The sequence below is a fragment of the Ruegeria sp. YTSC003 genome, assembly GCF_059609785.1.
In genome coordinates this window covers 158,670-177,185 of record NZ_JBXWMK010000001.1, presented here as the reverse complement: position 1 = coordinate 177,185, position 18,516 = coordinate 158,670, and the positions used below count along the sequence as shown (strand labels likewise).

Genomic DNA, 18,516 nt, shown 5'->3' with positions numbered 1-18,516 from the left:
CTCATTTCCGCAGAAGTCTAAGCCTGCGTATTAGGCCCGGCACGGCCTAGGGGCAAGGGGGAATCAGTGCCCGGATAGGCGCAAACCCGTCGGAGTAAAGGTCACATCCAATCCGCTGCGCAGCTCATCACGGAACAGATCGCCAATTGCACGCAGAGCATCGCGTTGCCCGCGAGCCGCAAACCGTTCAGGTGAATTGATCCGAACACTGTTGTTGAACCCATTTGCTGCATGGGCCCAAATCAACGGGTGCAATTCGGTCAGGTGGTCGCGGATCAGCCAGTTTGCAGCCTGGTGTATCTGGCTGCGCACCAGATCAGCCTTGTCGCATTGGCCAGCGCCGTTCTGGATCGTGATGGCACAGTATGCCGACAGCATGTTGACGGTTTGCTGGTCAGGGCGAAGGCGCAGAATATCGTGCATGCCTTCCAGGAAGAAATCGACATCCAGACGCGCGCAGGCCTCTTCGTCCAGAGCAATTGCATCGAACTGAACCCAAGTATAGCCTCCGGCCCCCCAGATGTCCCGGGTCTGGGCCGCCATACGAAGCGCCTGGACCTCAAGCTCGCCATAGCTTCCGAACCAGCGCGGCAGCAGGTGAGTGCCCATCGCGCGCATGTGTCGATGGTTCATCGGGTCGAGCTTGATCAACCGCTCGTATTCATCCGCTACCCGTGTGTTTGCTCTACGCTGACCCGCCAAAATTGCGCAGCCAGCCGAGGCGACAATGGGGCTCTCCGCTGCGGCCTCGCGACAATCGGGAAGGATTGCAGCTGCCCGATCGAAATGGGCGGCGCAGCGGGATTGGTGCAGCGAGGGAAGGGTTGCTTCGTTCGTTGTCCCGCGCCATGCCCATGCCATGTCAATGTGGGCCAAAGCGACAACCAAGGCGATCATCGGGTCGCCCGAGTGCGCGCGCATCTCGTCTTCCAATTCGGAAATGCCGTTCATGACATCAAATTCTGATAGCGCTTTGGCGTCAGACAGCGCGTGCTCTGCGGCCAGAACCACATCGGCTCGTGCCCCAAACGCCAGCAATTCGGCGACGGGCATTCCGTCGGGTGCAGTGTCCCGTGCGTCGTCTGCTTTGCGCATCAGGTCGGACAATTCTGCCCAGCGATCCTGCCTGGCCAGGAAACGGCCTTTTTCTATCGAGCTGCGCCCAATCTCATCCTGGGCCTGAACATCAGCCAATGGTATGTTCAGTTGCCCTTGGTCCGGCAACACGGGCGAAACAGCCGGGTCAGCGAAATACGCGCCGGATGCAGCGGGATGAGTAGTAGAAGATCGGGAACGGGACCAACGGTCCCTCAAAAACCAGAACATGGCGGCACTCGAAACAAACAAACCAGAAACTTGAGGGTAAGAGCTTTGCCGCAATCGGTGTCAAATTCAAGGTCTTTGAAGGGGACTGGTTAATATTTGCCTCTAATTTTTCAAAAATGAACCTATTGTTTCAAAATGCGACGAAGTGATGACGTTCAATTCGAAAACCAGCCTGTTGCAGGACCTGTTCGAAGTCCCTGTGGTGTGGAGACGACTCATCAGGCAGCCGAATCCGCTTGCCGGATGTCAGAACCAATGAAACGCGCACCGAGAAATCCCAACGCGTGTCGAAGCGGATATAATCAATGTCCGAACGATCAATTTCGGCCTCACGGGTGCCGGTAAACCAGCTCAGTTTGTTCTGATCAAGAACCAGCCCTGCGCTGGTGTTCTGAGTAATATCCCAAATGGCCGGTAACGTAGGCAACGCCAACAGCACCACCAGCCACCATGCCGCGTCGAACAGGATTACAAGTGCCAACAAGGCCGCATAGACGCAGATCAGAACACCAACAGTGCGCGGTGCCCGGTTCTGACGCGTAAATTCATATTCCGTCATGCGTTGAGAATGCGTGAGACCATTTCGGTCGTGTCGCGTGACAGGTCAGGCGTTTCTGCGATGCGGGTCAGCTGTGCGCGGATCAGGTCCTGACGGTCCGCGTCATAGCGTTTCCAGGTCTGGAAGGCCGAACACATCCGCGCCGTGGTCTGCGGGTTGACAGGGTCCAGTTTGATCAGCCAGTCGGCCAGCAACGCATAACCCGCACCATCTGCGCGGTGGAAACCGGCGTGGTTCATCGCCAGCGCACCCATCACCGCCCGGAACCGGTTGGGGTTTTTCCAGTTGAAATCGGCGTGCTCGGTCAGGGTGCGGGCGATGTCTGCCGTGGCCGCCGGCGAGGCCATCCCGACCTGAAGGGCAAACCATTTGTCCATCACCAGGCGGTCGTGCTGCCATTGTTCGTAGAACGCAGAAAGTTCGGCCTCGCCTTTGCCTGCGCGCAGCAGGCAGGACAGCGCGCTTAGCTGCTGTGTCATGTTGCCAGCCGCCGCGTATTGCTCGGCCGCCATTGCCGCACCATCAAGCCGGGATGTTAGGGCCAGTGCGGCATTGCCAAGCGAACGTTTGCCGGCTTGGTCTGCATCGGGACTGTATGTTGCCTCGATCAAGGTTTCGCTGTGCAAACGCGGTAGCAGGTCCTGGACGTGCTGGGCTGTTGCCTGTCGCAGTGTCTCTACCGCTGTCCAGATCGCCATCGGGTCAGGTGTTTCGCCCCGGTCGGACAACGCGGCCGCCAGCTCGGATTGCGAAGGCAGACCCAGCATCAGGGCGCGATACGCCGGGTCCAAATCGCCGTCGCGGAGAACGGCCAACACCCCGTCCAGGTAATCCGCACCCGGCGTTGCGTCTTCCAGGATCATGCGCAACAGCGTGTCCTGCGCCAAAGACCGTCCCGCCTGCCACCGATTGAAAGGATCGGTGTCGTGGGCCAGAAGGAAGGCGCGTTCGGCGTCGGTGTGATCGTGCTCAAGGATCACAGGGGCCGAGAAATCTCGCAGGATCGAGGCCACAGGTTTTGCCGCCAGCCCGGTGAATTGGAATCTTTGTTGCGCTTCGGTCAGTTCCAGAACCTCGGTTGCGCGCACCTCGTCCCCGTTTTGGCCAAGCAGACCTACAGCGACTGGGATCACTTGCGGCAGCTTTTCGGACTGCCCAGGTGTTTCTTCGGTGTGCTGCGCCAGTGTCAGCGTATATGTGCCGTCATTCCAATCTTCGCTCACTGTTACGCGCGGCGTGCCGGATTGGCTGTACCAGCGCTTGAACTGGCTCAGGTCGCGGCCGGTGGTGTCCTCAAACACCTTGATCCAGTCTTCAATGGTGCAGGCTTGCCCATCGTGACGATCGAAATACAAATCCAAAGCCTTGGTGTAGGCCTCATCACCAACCAGACGTTTCAGCATACCGATGATCTCGGCACCTTTTTCGTAGACGGTGGCGGTGTAGAAGTTGTTGATTTCCTGAAAACTCTCAGGCCGGACGGGATGCGACAAGGGCCCGTTATCCTCGGGGAACTGCCGCGCGCGCAGGTCGATGGCGTCCTCAATCCGCTTTACTGGGGCCGAGCGCATGTCCGAGGTGAACTGCGCATCCCGGAAAACGGTCAGCCCTTCTTTCAGGCACAGTTGGAACCAGTCACGGCAGGTGATCCGGTTGCCGGTCCAGTTGTGGAAATACTCATGCGCGATGATCGCTTCGATCCGTTCAAAATTGGCGTCGGTCGAGGTTTCAGGGCTGGCCAGAACAGCAGATGAGTTGAAGATGTTCAGCCCCTTGTTCTCCATCGCACCCATGTTGAAATCGTCTACGGCCACGATGTTGAACACGTCTAGGTCGTATTCCCGACCATAGACGTCTTCGTCCCACTTCATGGATTTCTTCAGGGCTTCCATACCGAAATCGCATTTGCCTTCGTCACCGGGACGGACCCAGAGGTTCAGCTCCACATCGCGACCCGACATGGTGGTGAACTGGCCGGGATGGGCGATCAGCTCGCCCGCGACCAGCGCGAACAGGTAAGCGGGTTTAGGCCACGGATCGGTCCATTCGGCCCAGCCTTCGCCTTGGCCCGAAGGGTTGCCGTTGGACAGCAGTACAGGAAGGTCGCCGTTGATGCGCACGGTAAAGGTGGACATTACGTCCGGGCGGTCGGGGTAATAGGTTATCTTGCGGAACCCTTCAGCCTCACACTGGGTGCAGTACATGCCGTTCGACATATACAGGCCTTCGAGCGCCGTGTTATTGCCGGGATCGATCTCAACCTCGGCTTCCCAGATAAACGGCGCGTCGGGGGCAGCAACGGTCAGGCCCTTGTCGGTAATCTCGGGGGTGATTTCCGCACCATCAATGGATGCGCGGATCAGCTTGAGGTCCTCACCGTGCAGGAAGAACGTCTTGTCGCTGGCCTCCGGGTTCGGGCGAAATGCGATGCGAGAGGTGACGCGGGTTGCGTGGGCGGCCAAATCGAACGTCAGGTGCACGCTGTCCACCAGATAGCCAAAGGGCGTGTAGTCTTTCAGATAGATCGTCGTGGGGGCAGCGTCGCGCATCAGGGGCCTCGCGTGATTTTGTGTTTGCGCGAACGTATGGGCTGTGGCGGTTGGCTGCAAGCGGTGCGATCCGCGCGCCGGAATGCCTCAAGTCTGATTTTGGTAAGTCTTTTTGACCGCGACGCTGCGACGCACGTTGCCTATCGGAAACTTTCGCCCTAAATGCTGACGGCATACAGTCGTGCACATTCCCGGGAGAAACAAAATGAGCAGCAGACAGGCGCGCAGCGGATTGCAGGTGGATACGGTTCTGGCCGAGTTCATTGAAGGCGAAGCCCTGCCGGGTACAGGTGTCACAGCCGACGCATTCTGGGATGGTCTTGCGCGCATGGTCGCCGAACTGGGCCCCAAGAATCGCGCCTTTCTGGCCAAGCGGCAGGACATTCAGGGCAAGATCGATGCATGGCATCTTGAGCGTCAAGGGCAGGACCACGACGCCGAGGCCTATCAGGCTTTCCTGCGCGAGATCGATTATTTGGTCGAAGAAGGTGCAGATTTCCAGATTGAAACCGTCAATGTCGACCCCGAGATCGCCTCGATCCCCGGACCGCAGCTTGTTGTTCCGATTACCAATGCGCGATTTGCACTGAACGCAGCCAATGCACGTTGGGGCAGTCTGTATGACGCGCTTTATGGAACGGACGCTATGGGTGATTTGCCTGCGGCTGGCGACTACGACGCGGCGCGCGGCGCGCGGGTGATTGCCTGGGCAAAGGGGTTTCTGGATGACGCCGTTCCATTGGCAAATGGCTCGTGGGCGAATGCGCCTGAACTGCGGGTTGAAGAGGGGGCATTGGTGCCCGCACTGACGGACGCTTCGCGATTTGTTGGCTATGGCGGTTCGACTGAGAACCCCGATTTTGTGCTGCTGAAAAACAACGGTCTGCACATCAAGATCGTGATCGACCCGTCCAGCAACATCGGGGCGGCGGATCCTGCTGGCATTTCCGATGTTTATCTGGAATCCGCCCTGTCCACGATCATGGATTGCGAGGACTCGGTTGCGTGTGTCGATGCCGAGGACAAGGTTGTTGCCTATGGCAATTGGCTGGGTCTGATGAAGGGCGACCTGACAGAAGAGGTCGCGAAAGGTGGCAAGACCTTTACCCGTAAACTGGCCCAGGACCTGAGCTTTACTGCAGCATCCGGTGGGGCAGCCAGCCTGAAGGGTCGTTCGCTGATGCTGATCCGCAACGTCGGGCATTTGATGACAAACCCTGCTGTGTTGGATGAACAGGGCAATGAGATCGGCGAAGGGTTGATGGATGCGCTCTGCACGACGCTGATCGCCATGCACGATCTCAAGCGAGACGGCGGAAATTCGGTCCAAGGCTCGGTCTATGTGGTCAAGCCCAAGATGCACGGACCGGCAGAAGTCGCGTTCTCGGTCGAGATTTTTGACATGGTCGAAGACATCCTTGGCCTGCCGCGCAATACCGTGAAGCTGGGCATCATGGATGAAGAGCGCCGCACGTCGGTCAACCTCAAGGAATGCATCCGCGCTGCGAAATCGCGGGTGGCTTTCATCAACACCGGTTTTCTTGACCGGACTGGGGATGAGATTCACACCTCGATCGAAGCTGGGCCAATGCTGCCCAAGGGCGACATCAAGAACACGCCGTGGATTGCGTCTTATGAAGATCGCAACGTAGATACTGGTTTGGCCTGCGGTCTGAAGGGCAAGGCGCAGATTGGTAAGGGCATGTGGGCGATGCCCGACCGGATGGGTGATATGCTGGAGCAGAAGATCGGCCACCCGAAATCCGGCGCGACGTGCGCCTGGGTGCCGTCGCCGACAGCTGCGACATTGCACGCGACGCATTATCACAAGGTTGACGTGCTGGCCCGCCAGGATGAACTGGCTGCCGGTGGCGCGCGGGGGACGCTGGGGGATTTGCTGACCATTCCGTTGCTGGGCGGTCGAAACCTCAGCGAGAACGAGATCACCCGCGAGATCGAGAACAACGCGCAGGGCATTCTTGGATACGTGGTGCGTTGGGTTGATCAGGGGGTTGGCTGTTCGAAGGTGCCGGATATCAACGATGTCGGCCTGATGGAGGATCGCGCGACATGCCGGATTTCATCTCAGGCGCTGGCCAACTGGTTGCACCATGAAGTTGCCTCGGAAGGGCAGGTCATGGCTGCTATGCAAAAAATGGCCGCAGTGGTGGATCGCCAGAACGAAAACGACGCAGACTATCGCCCGTTGGCACCCGGTTTCGACGGAATTGCTTTCCAAGCGGCCTGTGATCTGGTCTTCAAGGGGCGTGTGCAACCCTCGGGCTATACCGAGCCGGTCCTGCATGCTCGCCGTCTGGAACTGAAAGCCAGCCTTTAAACGATCAGGAACGATAGGACACGACATGGGAGTTTCCCTCCGCAAAGCCCGCACCATCATCCGAAAGACCCTTGAGAAGGGGCACGAATTGGAGCTGAAACCCCTTTCTGTCGTCGTTCTTGATGCAGGCGGTCATGTGATCGCTTTCGAACGCGAAGACGACGCGGCCCCGGGTCGGTTCGCGATTGCGCATGGCAAGGCCTATGGCGCAGTGATGCTGGGCATGGCGGGCACCGCGCAGATGCAGCGGGCCGAAGCGCAGGCCTATTTCATGGCAGCGGTGAATGGCGTCTATGGTGGGCAGGTCGTGCCGGTTCCGGGTGGTGTGTTGCTGCGCGACAAAAAGGGCGCGGTGATCGGTGCGGTCGGCGTAACCGGCGATACGTCTGACAATGATGCCGCAGCGGCATTGGCCGGGATCGAAACCGCTGGCTTGATTGGCGAGATCTGAACCTGATGACTGGCGGAGAGCCTTTTGGGCTCTCTGACCCAATGCGATGTTCGTGCAACGCCACAAAAACGGGCAATGGCCAAAGTACCAGACAAAGCGCGTTCATATTCCATCATGTGCACAGTTGAACAAGAGCTTGCGCTGACACGCAGGGCCTGTGCTATTGCGCGCTGTTCTTGCCGTCGATAGTTTTTGGAAAACAAACAGAAAACGCAGGAACGCAGCATGTCTCGACCCGTCGTCGGTATCATCGGCAACTCGTATTTGATGAATGATCAATATCCGACCCATGCCGGTGGGACGATGAACTCGGACGCGGTTGCCAATGTGTCGGACTGTCTGCCGCTGCTGATCCCAGCCGATCCGCGCTATGTCTCGGTTGATGAGCTGCTAGAGGTCTGTGACGGATTTCTGCTGACCGGCGGGCGCCCGAACGTTCACCCTGAAGAATACGGCGAGCCCGCAACTGAGGCCCATGGTGAATTTGACCGGGCGCGCGACGCGATCACATTGCCGCTGGTGCGCGCCTGTGTGGAGCGTGGCCAGCCCTTCTTTGGCATCTGCCGAGGGTTCCAAGAAGTCAACGTGGCGATGGGCGGGACACTGTACCCGGAAATCCGCGAGCTGCCGGGTCGGATGAACCACCGCATGCCGCCCGATGGGACCCTGGAAGAGAAATTTGCCCTGCGTCATGTCGTTGCGCTAAACGAGGGCGGTGTATTCCACCGCCTGATGGGCGCGACCGAAGTGATGACAAACACGTTGCACGGGCAGGGGATCAAATCGGTTGGGCGTCGGGTTGTGATTGATGGTCAAGCCCCCGATGGAACGCCCGAGGCGATATACATTCAGGACGCGCCCGGATTCACGTTGTCAGTGCAATGGCACCCGGAATGGGATGCTGAAAATGATCCCGTGTCCCGCCCTTTATTCAAGGCGTTCGGTGCTGCTGTACATGCATGGGCAACCGGTTCGGATAGGGCGTTGGTCCAACAATCCGCGTAACTCCTGCGCCGATCCGAGAGAGAGGGTCCGGACCGGCGCAGCGCGATCAAACCAGCAGATTGAACTGATTGATCAAAGGCAGGGTGCGCGCGCGCTCACCCGTCAAGTCGAACAGGGCATTGCCGAGCGCGGGCATGGACGGGGGTGTCCCCGGTTCGCCAACGCCACCCATGTGGTGGTTGGTTTCCAGAATTTCCACCTGGGTCACCGGAGCATTGTGGATCCGCAGAGCGTCGTAGTCGGGGAAATTGTACTGTTTGACCTCTCCGTCCGAAAATGTGATCTCACCCATCACGGCTGCCGACAAGCCATAGATCATGCCACCGAACATCTGCGCCTCGACTGTGCCGGGGTCCAGGGCCAGACCCACGTCACAGGCGATCCATGCCTTGGCGATACGGATAGTGCCGTCCTCATCGACGACCTCAATCACTTGTGCAACAGGGGTGCCAAAGCTGTAGGTCATCGCCACACCGCGCCCGACACCATCAGGGGTTTCTCCGGTCCAGCCGGACATCTCTTTCACGGCTTGTAGGCAGCCTGCCGATGGAGCGTGCTCGGCCTTGGCCAATTCCAAACGGAACTCCAGCGGATCTCGTCCTGCGGCATGGGCCATCTCATCCATGAAGGTCTCGTGGAAGAAGCCATTGTGGCTGTTCCCGACCGAGCGCCAGAAACCGACCGGAATATCCAGATCTGCGATGTGCCCGCTCATGCGGTAGTTTGGCACCGCGTAAGGTTGGTTAAAAAACCCTTCGACCAGCACTTTGTCAGGGCCGCCAGCCGGCAGGCCGGTATAGCGCTGAACCGCTTGTTGCGTGCAGGATTGCGCCGCGACCTTGCCGTCAATCAGAACGGCCTGACCGTCTTTCACTGCGCCGCGCATGCGGGCCATCGCGCCAGGGCGGTAATAGTCGTGGCGCATATCCTCTTCACGGCTCCAGGTGGTCTGGACGGGGACGCCGGGCATGGCCATTGCGACCTTTGTGGCGATCTCGCCGAAGTCCAGCTCGCCCCGGCGGCCAAACCCTCCGCCCAGATAGGTGGTGTGGATCTGAACGGCCTCTTTATCCAGGTTGGCGGTATTGGCCGCGCGTATCTGAATAAGTGTCGGTGCCTGGTTGCCGCACCACAACTCCAGCGCCGAGCCTGTGAAAAGCGCGGTGGCGTTCATCGGCTCCATTGTTGCGTGGGCCAGATAGGGCACCGTGTATTCAGCCGTGACCTCGGTGGCACCGTCGGGCAGGGTGTCCACATCCCCATCATCACGCATTGTCGAATTGGGTGACGCGTCGAAAGCCTTCGCGATTTCCGCAAATACAGCGTCGGTTTCCGGTGGGTAGGGCGCATCGCCCCAGTCCACGTCAATTGCCTCGACCGCCTGAATGGCCAGCCACGTGTTGCTGGCAATCACAGCCACGCCATTGCCCAGATCAACCACCTTTTCCACGCCCGACATCTGCTCGGCTGCGCTGGCATCAAAGCCCTTCATCTCGCCGCCCAGTTTGGGATTGATGCGGACCGAGGCAAATTTCAGACCCTCGGGGCGCACATCAATGCCGAATTCGGCTGTTCCGGTGGATTTTCCGACCACATCAACGCGCGGCAGGTTCCGCCCGAGCAAACGCCAGTTGGACGGATCACGCAGCTCGACCTGCGGAGGTTCGATCTGACCCGCGGCTTCCGCCAGTTCGGTGTACGGAATGCGAGTTCCATCAGGCGCAATCACTGCGCCTTTTTCGGTTTTCAGTTCGGAACGATCCACGCCCAGCCGATCGGCTGCCGCCTGCTTCAACGTTTCGCGTGCGGTCGCTCCGGCCTCGCGCATACGCTCGAACCCGTCCTTCATCGAAGTCGACCCGCCAGTGACCTGCAAGCTCAGCGTTCGGCCAAGAACGCCCAGAGCCTCACCGAGATTGTGCTGGAAGTCAGAGATGTCATAGCCCTTGTTCGGCAACCCTTCACCAACAAGTGCCGAGTTATAGTAGGCCGCAGCCGCTGGCCCATGTAAAACGCGGATCTGGTCCAGTTCCACGTCCAGCTCTTCGGCGATCAATGCCGCCCACGTGGTCATCACGCCCTGTCCCATCTCGGCTCGCGGGGCGAATAGAGTGACGCCTTGCTGGTCGATTAGAACAAAGGGGCTGAGTGCGGTTTCGCCCTCTGCTGGTTTCAGCGGATTGGCGGCCGGGCGGCTGACGTAGTAAGCGCCAAAGGCCACGCCCCCGACAATCGCTGCTGAGCCGATCAAGAAAGTACGACGGAGGATTTTTCCAACGGATGCCATCGTTTATGCCTCCTTCAGCTTGGATGCAGCGTCGTGGATAGCTGCGCGGATGCGGGGGTAGGTGCCACAGCGACACAGGTTGCCTTGCATGGCATCATCGATTTCTGTGTCTGAAGGTGCAGGGTTTTCTGCCAACAGAGCGGCAGCCTGCATGATCTGGCCTGACTGGCAGTAACCACATTGCGCTACCTGATGATCCACCCAGGCCTGTTGAATTGCAGCCATCGCGTCCGGCGTGCCAATCCCTTCAATCGTGGTAACATCCCCCCAGACATCTGACAGCGCAACCTGGCATGACCGAACTGCTTCGCCATCAATGTGCACTGTGCACGCCCCGCAGGCAGCAACGCCGCAGCCGAATTTGGTGCCCGTCAGTCCGACTTCATCACGCAGAACCCAAAGAAGGGGTACGTCATCGGGAAGGTCGATTTGGTGTTGGTTTCCGTTGATCTTCAAGTCGGTCGCCATGGCGCACCTCTCGTAGCTGTGGCTGGTTTCTGACATAATTGGTGGAAAATGTCAGTATGTCAATTGACAAAATAAACAGAAAATGTCACGAGTTTAAGAATGGCAGATGCAGCAGAAGACTCACGGCAGCAGGCGATCCTGAACTCAGCCTTTCAGGCCTTCGCCACCTATGGATTCCGAAAAACCTCAATGGATGACATAGCGCGGGGCGCGAGGATGTCCCGGCCGGCCGTTTATCTGCATTTCAAGAACAAAGAAGCGATCGTCACCAGCCTGACCGAGCATTACTATGCCGAGAAGATCGCCGCCGTCGCTGCGGCGCTGACTGTGTCGGGTTCGGTTTCGGACGTGTTGAAGGATGCCGTTCAAGCGCAAACCGAGGGGATGGCAATGATCCTTGCATCGCCCCACGGGCTTGAAATGCTGGATGCGACCAAGTCCATGTCGTCAGATATCATTTCGCAAGGCGAGGCTGAATTGGCCCGACTGTATTCCGAGTGGTTGACACGCGAACATAAAGCCGGGCGCGTCAGATTACTGGCGGATGCCGACGAGACGGGCAAAACGATAACGGCTACTCTTAAGGGGCTGAAGGCAAGCGCCATTGGCGCAGAGGAATACGAAACGCGTGTTGCCCAGTTTGCCGCACTGATAGGAGCTGGGTTAGAGGTCAGGTAACATGCTGGCGCACCTTGTATTCTGGCGCGTCCCACAGCCGGTTCTGCATGATATCGGTCAGGATTTCGGCCGCGTTTTCCACATCCTGTTCATCTATGTATAGCGGCGTAAAGCCAAACCGCATGATGTCAGGCGCCCGGAAGTCCCCGATCACGCCGCGCGCAATCAGGGCCTGCATAGCGGCATAGCCATCGGCAAATCGGAAAGACACCTGACTGCCGCGCTGGGCGGGATTGCGTGGGCTTGCCAGTTGCAGGTCGGGGCAGGTGGCTTCGACCCGTTTGATGAACAGCTCTGTTAGCTCAGTTGACTTGGCTCGGACGTCCCGTATGTCGGCCATATCCCAAATGTCCATCGCAGCCGACAAGGCAGTCATCTGAAGGATAGGAGGGGTTCCGACGCGCATTCTCTCGATGCCATTTCCGGCGCGGTAATCCAGATCAAAGGCAAAAGGCGCTTCGTGGCCCAACCACCCAGACAATGCGGGGCGTACCTGATCCGTCAGACGTGGGGAGACATAGATGAATGCGGGCGCTCCGGGGCCACCATTCAGGTATTTGTAGGTACAGCCAACCGCGAAATCTGCATTACACCCCGCCAGATCGACGGGAATTCCACCAGCTGAATGGGCCAGGTCCCAAACCGTAATAGTGCCGTTTGCATGGGCCAGTTCCGTCAGTGCCTTCATGTCATGCATCCGGCCCGAGCGATAATCTACCTCGGTCAGCATCAGAACGGCGACATCTTCGGTCACATTGGCCGCGACATCTTCTGGCGCGACAACGCGCAATTCATATTCCGGCCCGAGCGAGCGCAGCAGGCCATCCACCATATATAAATCGGATGGGAAATTACCGCTGTCTGACAGAACGACCTTGCGATCCGGGCACAGTTCCAGCGCCGAGGCGACGGCCTGATAGACTTTGATCGACAGAGTGTCGCCGGTAACGACACTACCGGGTTCAGCGCCAATAAGCCGCCCGACACGATCACCCAAACTGGTCGGCAACGCCATCCAACCGGCCTTGTTCCAGCCGGTGATCAGCATCTGCCCCCATTCCTGAACCATCATGTCATTAACCCGAACTCCGGCCGCTCGGGGAAGCGGTCCAAGCGAGTTGCCGTCCAAATAAACGACGCCTTGGGGAAGGTTGAACATGGCTTTGGTCGCGGCAAAGTCGGTCATCGTTTTCTCATCATTGTGTGGGCAATTGTTGATGCAAAATGGCTATCTGATCCAAAAGCAGCTGTCCATCATCGAAGGACCTCTCTGCAACCATGTCCGGACGCGAGCCGATTGCACGGCTGCGACCAACTGTGATTTTGCTTTTTCCAGCGAAAAGCGGTAGGTCATCGGACAAAAGCGACATTTTGTCCCGCCCGGATATGAAAGACTGCCTGACATGCGAAAAATCGACGTCCCTCCGGTGTGGTTGCTGGGCTTTGCGGTGCTGGCATGGCTGCAGGCGCGGCATATGCCGATGGGGCTGTCGCTCGACAATGGGTTTGTTGATTTGCTCAGCGGCGTGCTGATCGGTGGCGGTGTCATCATGATCGTTCTGGCCGCAGCCGAATTTCGCCGTCATCGCACCACGATTATCCCGCATGAAACGCCGACATCGCTGGTGCAATCGGGGATATTTAAGCGTAGCCGAAACCCCATATACGTTGGCGATGTGCTGATCTTGTCCGGCCTGATACTAAGGTTTGATGCGGTTGCATCACTGGTTCTGATTCCGATTTTCGTGTGGCTTTTGGAACGTCGTTTCATCATGCCCGAAGAGGACCGTTTACGCAGAACTTTTCGCGCCGACTTTGCCCGATATGAACGCCAAACCCGCCGATGGGTATGAAGTGATGTGGTAATGACACAACGTAAATATGCTGCGCTTGCGAAATAATGTTGCGCAGGATACACCTTTGCTTAACAAACAATACCGACCACCCGCTCGGTCAGAGTGAAAATTAGGGGGACTGCCAGTGAAGATAGGCACACCGAGAGAGAATTATGACGGTGAGAACCGTGTTGGGATGACGCCGGAGTCAGCGTTGCAGCTTCAGAAATTGGGCTATGAGTGTCTGATTGAGAAGGGTGCTGGTGCTGCGGCCGGGTTTTCGGATGCGTCGTATGAGGCAGCGGGGGTTGAGGTCGTCAAGACGGCTGCGTCGCTGTGGAAGCAGGCCGACATTGTTGCCAAGGTGCGTCAACCGAACGAGGCTGAGCTGAAGCGTCTGACCAAGGGTAAGACGTTGATTTCCTTCTTCAACCCTGCGGGGAACGAAGAGGGGATGGAAGCGGCCAAGGCCAAGGGTGCCAATGTCATCGCCATGGAAATGGTGCCGCGGATCAGCCGCGCGCAGAAGATGGACGCGCTGTCGTCGATGGCCAATATCGCCGGTTACCGCGCGGTGATCGAGGCGGGCAACAACTTTGGCCGTTTTTTCACCGGTCAGGTGACGGCTGCCGGTAAGGTTCCGCCTGCGAAGGTGCTGATCGTTGGGGCCGGTGTGGCTGGCCTGGCGGCCATCGGCACCTCGACCTCTCTGGGCGCGATCACTTACGCGTTCGACGTGCGCCCCGAAGTGGCCGAACAGGTCGAATCGATGGGGGCCGAGTTCGTCTATCTGGATTTCAGTGAGGATCAGCAGGACGGTGCCGCCACCGGCGGTTATGCCAGCGTTCAATCCGAGGAATTCCGCGAGGCGCAGCTGGCCAAGTTCCGCGAGCTGGCACCCGAGATAGACATCGTGATCACCACCGCGCTGATCCCGAACCGCGAAGCGCCCGAGCTTTGGACCAAGGATATGGTTGAGGCGATGAAGCCGGGCTCGGTCATTGTTGACCTTGCGGCGGAAAAGGGCGGCAACTGCAAGCTGACCGTGGCGGATGAGAAGATCGTGACCGACAATGGCGTGACCATCATCGGCTATACCGACTTCCCCAGCCGGATGGCGGCGCAGTCCTCGTCTTTGTACGCGACCAATATCCGTCACATGATGACCGACCTGACGCCTGAAAAGGACGGTCAGATCAATCACGACATGGAAGATGACGTGATCCGCGGTGCGACTGTGACATTTGAAGGCGACATCACCTTCCCGCCGCCGCCGCCTAAAGTGCAGGCGATCGCGGCTCAGAAGAAACCGGAAGTCAAGGAACTGACCCCGGAAGAGAAAAAGGCGCAGGAAATTGCGGCCTTCAAGGCGCAGACCAAGCAGCAGTTCACCCTGCTGGGTGTCGGTGGCGCGCTGATGCTGCTGGTGGGGCTGATCGCTCCGGCCAGCTTCATGCAGCACTTCATCGTCTTTGTGCTGGCCATTTTTGTGGGCTTCCAGGTGATCTGGGGCGTCGCGCACAGCCTGCACACACCGCTGATGGCGATCACCAACGCGATCTCGTCGATCATCATCGTTGGGGCTGTGATGCAGATCGGATCGGGGTCGATCCTGGTCATTCTGCTGGCGGCGCTGTCCATCTTCATGGCCGGGATCAACATCTTCGGCGGCTTCCTCGTAACCCGGCGCATGCTCGCCATGTTCCAGAAATCTTAAGGAGGCCGGGCACATGGAATTTGGCTTCACTACTGCCGCCTACGTTGTTGCGGCTGTTCTGTTCATCCTTTCGCTCGGCGGCCTGTCGAACCAGGAAAGCGCCAAGCGCGCGGTCTGGTATGGCATCGTCGGTATGGCGCTGGCGGTCTTCGCCACGCTGGTCGGCCCCGGTTCCGGTCTGTGGCTGCTGTCGCTGCTGTTGATCGCGGGCGGTGGTCTGATCGGTCAGTACGTCGCACAGCGCGTGCAGATGACCGAGATGCCGCAGCTGGTGGCCGCGATGCACTCGCTGGTCGGTCTGGCGGCTGTGTTCGTCGGATACAACGCGCATTTTGAAGTTCTGAACGTCGCCGAGGTGATGGCGGTCTCGGATGCATCGAAAGAAGTTCTGTACACGGGTCTCGGAGGATTTGCCAAACTGATCGCCAAGAAAACCCCGGCGGAATTGTCGATCCTGCATGTCGAACTGTTCCTGGGCGTCTTCATCGGTGCGATCACCTTTACCGGCTCGGTCGTGGCTTATGGCAAGCTGGCGGGCAAGGTGACGTCTGCGGCAACCAAGCTGCCAGGCGGTCATGCGTTGAACGCGGCAGCGGCGGGTCTCTCGTTGATCTGTCTGATCTGGTACACTGCATCGGGCGGCTTCTTCCCGCTGTTCCTGATGACGCTGGCAGCGCTGTTCATCGGCTATCACCTGATCATGGGCATCGGCGGCGCCGACATGCCGGTGGTTGTGTCGATGCTGAACAGCTACTCGGGCTGGGCAGCTGCGGCAATCGGCTTCAGCCTCGGCAACGACCTGCTGATCGTGGTTGGCGCGCTGGTGGGCTCGTCGGGTGCGATCCTGTCCTACATCATGTGCAAGGCGATGAACCGTCACTTTGTCAGTGTGATCCTGGGCGGCTTTGGCGGCCCACAGGGTGAACAGATGGCGGTTGAGGGCGAGCAGATCGCCATCGAAGCCGACGGTGTGGCTGCGGCCTTGAACGACGCTGACAGCGTTGTCATCATCCCCGGCTACGGCATGGCGGTGGCGCAGGCACAGCAATCGGTCAGCGAACTGGTCCGCAAGCTGCGGGCACAGGGCAAGAATGTGCGCTTTGCGATCCACCCGGTTGCGGGTCGTCTGCCTGGCCACATGAACGTGCTGCTGGCCGAGGCAAAGGTGCCATACGACATCGTGCTGGAAATGGACGAGATCAACGACGACTTCCCCGAAACGGATGTGGCCATCGTCATCGGCTCGAACGACATCGTGAACCCAGCGGCGCAGGAAGACCCGAACAGCCCCATCGCCGGCATGCCGGTTCTGGAATGCTGGAAGGCCAAGCAGGTCTTCGTGTCCAAACGCGGCCAGGGCACCGGGTACTCGGGCATCGAAAACCCGCTGTTCTTCAAAGAAAACACCCGCATGTTCTATGGCGATGCAAAGGCAAGCCTCGACAAACTACTGCCTATGATCGAATAAGCCGGGTCAGGATAACTATCGGAAAGGCGCCCCAGTGGGCGCCTTTTCTGTTTTTGGTGTATCCTGAATTGAAAAGGAGGTGCCCGATGGAAAAAGTGAACGGCATAGGCGGCGTGTTCTTTCGCGCTCGTGATCCCGAGGCCTTGAGCGCGTGGTACGAAAAGCACCTGGGCGTAAATCACTATGTCCCAGAGCCATGGAAACAGCGCGAGGGTTACACAGTCTTCGCCCCCTTTGCGCAGGACACCGCGTACTTCGGAAGATCCGAGCAGCAGTGGATGATCAATTTTCGTGTCGATGATCTGGCCACCATGATTGCACAGCTTGAAGCCGCAGGGATCAAGGTTGAAACTAACGCAGAGTGGGACAGTGAGGTTGGCAAGTTCGCGCGCATCCATGACCCTGAGGGCAACCCGATCGAGCTGTGGCAGCCAAATCAATGAGATAGCGGGTTTGTATACCGTAGTATCCTTGTAAGTATATGAAATAAAAAGAGAATTGATGAATTTTATAGGTGTCGTATAGTGCCTCGGACGAAACGGAGCCCAAGATGACGCCGATAGATGACCATCCGCTGCGCTATGCGCTGGCCAATGAATTGCACGCCCGTCCGTTTCCGGTGGCGGCAATGCCCTGTACTGTGGTCTTTCTTGCGATCAAGAAATCTGTCGCCGCCGTCGCACGGGATCGCCGCGAAGATCTGGACCACCTGATCGATCTTCTCGACCGCCACGGTGCACAGCATCCGCAGCCGGACGCCACGCACTATGCCGGACAAATCGGCCGCCATTGGTTGAAGTGGGAACAACATACCGAGTTCGTGACCTATACGGCCATCGCCCAGAACGTCAGCGAGCGTGCGTTCAACCCGGCTGATTTTGAGGTTTTTCCCCCCGACTGGTTGATGGCCAGCCCCGGTCAGAGGGTCACGTCGGCCATGGTGCGTGTTGTCGAACGCGAAGGCGACGAGGTGATCAAATCCAAGCTGCTGGATTGGTTCGAACCAGAAAGCCTGGCTGTTGCTCGGGTGCTGGATGACGCAGCTGTTTGCGCAAGTGATTTTCGTATCGATCCGGCAGGGCACATGCGGTTTGCGCTGTTTGTCGCGAATGGCACCGGTCGGCGCAGGACGGGACGGATCGTCCAGCGGTTGTGTGAGATCGAGACCTACAAGGCAATGTCCATGCTGGGTTTTGCGCGGGTCAAACAACTGATGCCTCGCATCGGAAAGCTGGATGAAAAGCTGACTCGACTGATGGGGCAGATGACCGACAATTCTGCCCAGCCCGACGAATTGCTTCAGGATTTGCTGTCGACCTCGATCGAACTGGAAACTCTGGCCGCGCAGTGTTCGTTTCGGTTCGGAGCCACGGGTGCCTATGAGGCCATCGTAAATCAGCGGATTGAGGTCCTGCGCGAAGAGCGTTTTGAAGGCGGTCAGAATTTTGCGGACTTCATGATGCGCCGATACGACCCGGCGATCCGCACGGTGAAATCCACGGAACGTCGCCTGCAAGCCCTGTCTGATCGGGCCATCCGTGCAGGGGAATTGCTGCGAACCCGTGTCGATGTTGAGCGCAGCGCGCAGAACCAGGCCCTGTTGGAAAGCATGGATCGCCGCGCCGATCTGGCGCTGCGTCTGCAGCACACGGTCGAGGGGCTTTCCGTGGTCGCGATCAGCTATTACGCCGTATCGCTGGTCAGCTATCTGCTCTACCCCCTGACAGGTGTCGGGATCAGTAAAGGGATGTTAAGCGCAGCGGTGACGATTCCGGTTGTCCTGGCGGTATGGTTTGCCGTTCGCAGGATTCGAAAGCGGTTGGGGTAGATCCGTA

General features: G+C 58.5%; 15 protein-coding genes. 9 read left to right on the top strand and 6 right to left on the bottom strand.

Going from position 1 to position 18,516, the window contains the following annotated elements:
- Positions 1–63 precede the first annotated feature (63 nt).
- The 3 genes from AC2FFH_RS00885 to pepN all read right to left on the bottom strand — a co-directional run bounded on the left by AC2FFH_RS00885 (position 64) and on the right by pepN (position 4,434).
- The gene (locus tag AC2FFH_RS00885) at positions 64–1,194 is read right to left on the bottom strand and encodes a hypothetical protein (RefSeq protein WP_496843536.1); all 1,131 of its coding nucleotides are present in this window, start codon (positions 1,192–1,194) and stop codon (positions 64–66) included.
- A gap of 262 nt (positions 1,195–1,456) precedes the next feature.
- Entirely contained in the window at positions 1,457–1,885 is a 429-nt protein-coding gene (locus AC2FFH_RS00880) for a hypothetical protein (RefSeq protein ID WP_496843535.1), read from the bottom strand.
- The gene (pepN, locus tag AC2FFH_RS00875; protein ID WP_496843534.1) at positions 1,882–4,434 is read right to left on the bottom strand and encodes an aminopeptidase N; all 2,553 of its coding nucleotides are present in this window, start codon (positions 4,432–4,434) and stop codon (positions 1,882–1,884) included. Before pepN ends, AC2FFH_RS00880 begins: the two co-directional genes overlap by 4 nt.
- Before the next feature lie 205 nt (positions 4,435–4,639).
- Between pepN and AC2FFH_RS00870 the strand changes: the two genes are divergently transcribed.
- The 3 genes from AC2FFH_RS00870 to AC2FFH_RS00860 all read left to right on the top strand — a co-directional run bounded on the left by AC2FFH_RS00870 (position 4,640) and on the right by AC2FFH_RS00860 (position 8,228).
- Positions 4,640–6,772: a malate synthase G gene (locus tag AC2FFH_RS00870; protein WP_496767989.1), complete on the top strand. Its 2,133-nt coding sequence runs from the start codon at positions 4,640–4,642 to the stop codon at positions 6,770–6,772.
- A 25-nt stretch (positions 6,773–6,797) separates the two neighbouring features.
- Positions 6,798–7,223, top strand: a complete 426-nt coding sequence (locus AC2FFH_RS00865) for a GlcG/HbpS family heme-binding protein (RefSeq protein WP_496778072.1) — start codon at positions 6,798–6,800, stop codon at positions 7,221–7,223.
- Positions 7,224–7,448: 225 nt separating this feature from the next.
- Positions 7,449–8,228 carry a gamma-glutamyl-gamma-aminobutyrate hydrolase family protein gene (locus AC2FFH_RS00860; RefSeq protein ID WP_496704586.1) on the top strand — a complete coding sequence of 260 codons (780 nt, stop codon included), beginning with the start codon at positions 7,449–7,451 and terminating at the stop codon, positions 8,226–8,228.
- A gap of 46 nt (positions 8,229–8,274) precedes the next feature.
- Here AC2FFH_RS00860 and AC2FFH_RS00855 read toward each other — a convergent pair whose 3' ends face one another.
- Both AC2FFH_RS00855 and AC2FFH_RS00850 read right to left on the bottom strand, forming a co-directional pair.
- The gene (locus AC2FFH_RS00855; RefSeq protein WP_496767993.1) at positions 8,275–10,515 is read right to left on the bottom strand and encodes a xanthine dehydrogenase family protein molybdopterin-binding subunit; all 2,241 of its coding nucleotides are present in this window, start codon (positions 10,513–10,515) and stop codon (positions 8,275–8,277) included.
- A gap of 3 nt (positions 10,516–10,518) precedes the next feature.
- Entirely contained in the window at positions 10,519–10,983 is a 465-nt protein-coding gene (locus tag AC2FFH_RS00850; RefSeq protein WP_480793332.1) for a (2Fe-2S)-binding protein, read from the bottom strand.
- A gap of 99 nt (positions 10,984–11,082) precedes the next feature.
- Here AC2FFH_RS00850 and AC2FFH_RS00845 point away from each other — a divergent pair, with 99 nt between their 5' ends.
- Entirely contained in the window at positions 11,083–11,661 is a 579-nt protein-coding gene (locus AC2FFH_RS00845; RefSeq protein ID WP_496767996.1) for a TetR/AcrR family transcriptional regulator, read from the top strand.
- On the opposite strand, the gene kynU is transcribed toward AC2FFH_RS00845, so the two are convergent.
- Complete coding sequence (kynU, locus tag AC2FFH_RS00840; protein ID WP_496767998.1) at positions 11,654–12,847, bottom strand: kynureninase; 1,194 nt, start codon at positions 12,845–12,847, stop codon at positions 11,654–11,656. The genes AC2FFH_RS00845 and kynU overlap by 8 nt on opposite strands.
- 217 nt (positions 12,848–13,064) lie before the next feature.
- On the opposite strand from kynU, the gene AC2FFH_RS00835 reads away from it, so the two are divergent.
- From AC2FFH_RS00835 to AC2FFH_RS00815, 5 genes are all read left to right on the top strand, one after another.
- Positions 13,065–13,514 carry a methyltransferase family protein gene (locus AC2FFH_RS00835; RefSeq protein ID WP_496843533.1) on the top strand — a complete coding sequence of 150 codons (450 nt, stop codon included), beginning with the start codon at positions 13,065–13,067 and terminating at the stop codon, positions 13,512–13,514.
- Between the two features lie 127 nt (positions 13,515–13,641).
- A complete protein-coding gene (locus AC2FFH_RS00830; protein ID WP_496768002.1) occupies positions 13,642–15,213 on the top strand; it encodes a Re/Si-specific NAD(P)(+) transhydrogenase subunit alpha in 1,572 nt (523 codons plus the stop codon).
- A gap of 13 nt (positions 15,214–15,226) precedes the next feature.
- Entirely contained in the window at positions 15,227–16,681 is a 1,455-nt protein-coding gene (locus tag AC2FFH_RS00825; RefSeq protein ID WP_108862192.1) for an NAD(P)(+) transhydrogenase (Re/Si-specific) subunit beta, read from the top strand.
- An 86-nt stretch (positions 16,682–16,767) separates the two neighbouring features.
- Positions 16,768–17,124, top strand: coding sequence for a VOC family protein (locus AC2FFH_RS00820; RefSeq protein ID WP_496768004.1), 357 nt, complete (start codon positions 16,768–16,770; stop codon positions 17,122–17,124).
- A 107-nt stretch (positions 17,125–17,231) separates the two neighbouring features.
- The gene (locus AC2FFH_RS00815) at positions 17,232–18,509 is read left to right on the top strand and encodes a DUF3422 family protein (protein WP_496768006.1); all 1,278 of its coding nucleotides are present in this window, start codon (positions 17,232–17,234) and stop codon (positions 18,507–18,509) included.
- Positions 18,510–18,516 lie beyond the last annotated feature (7 nt).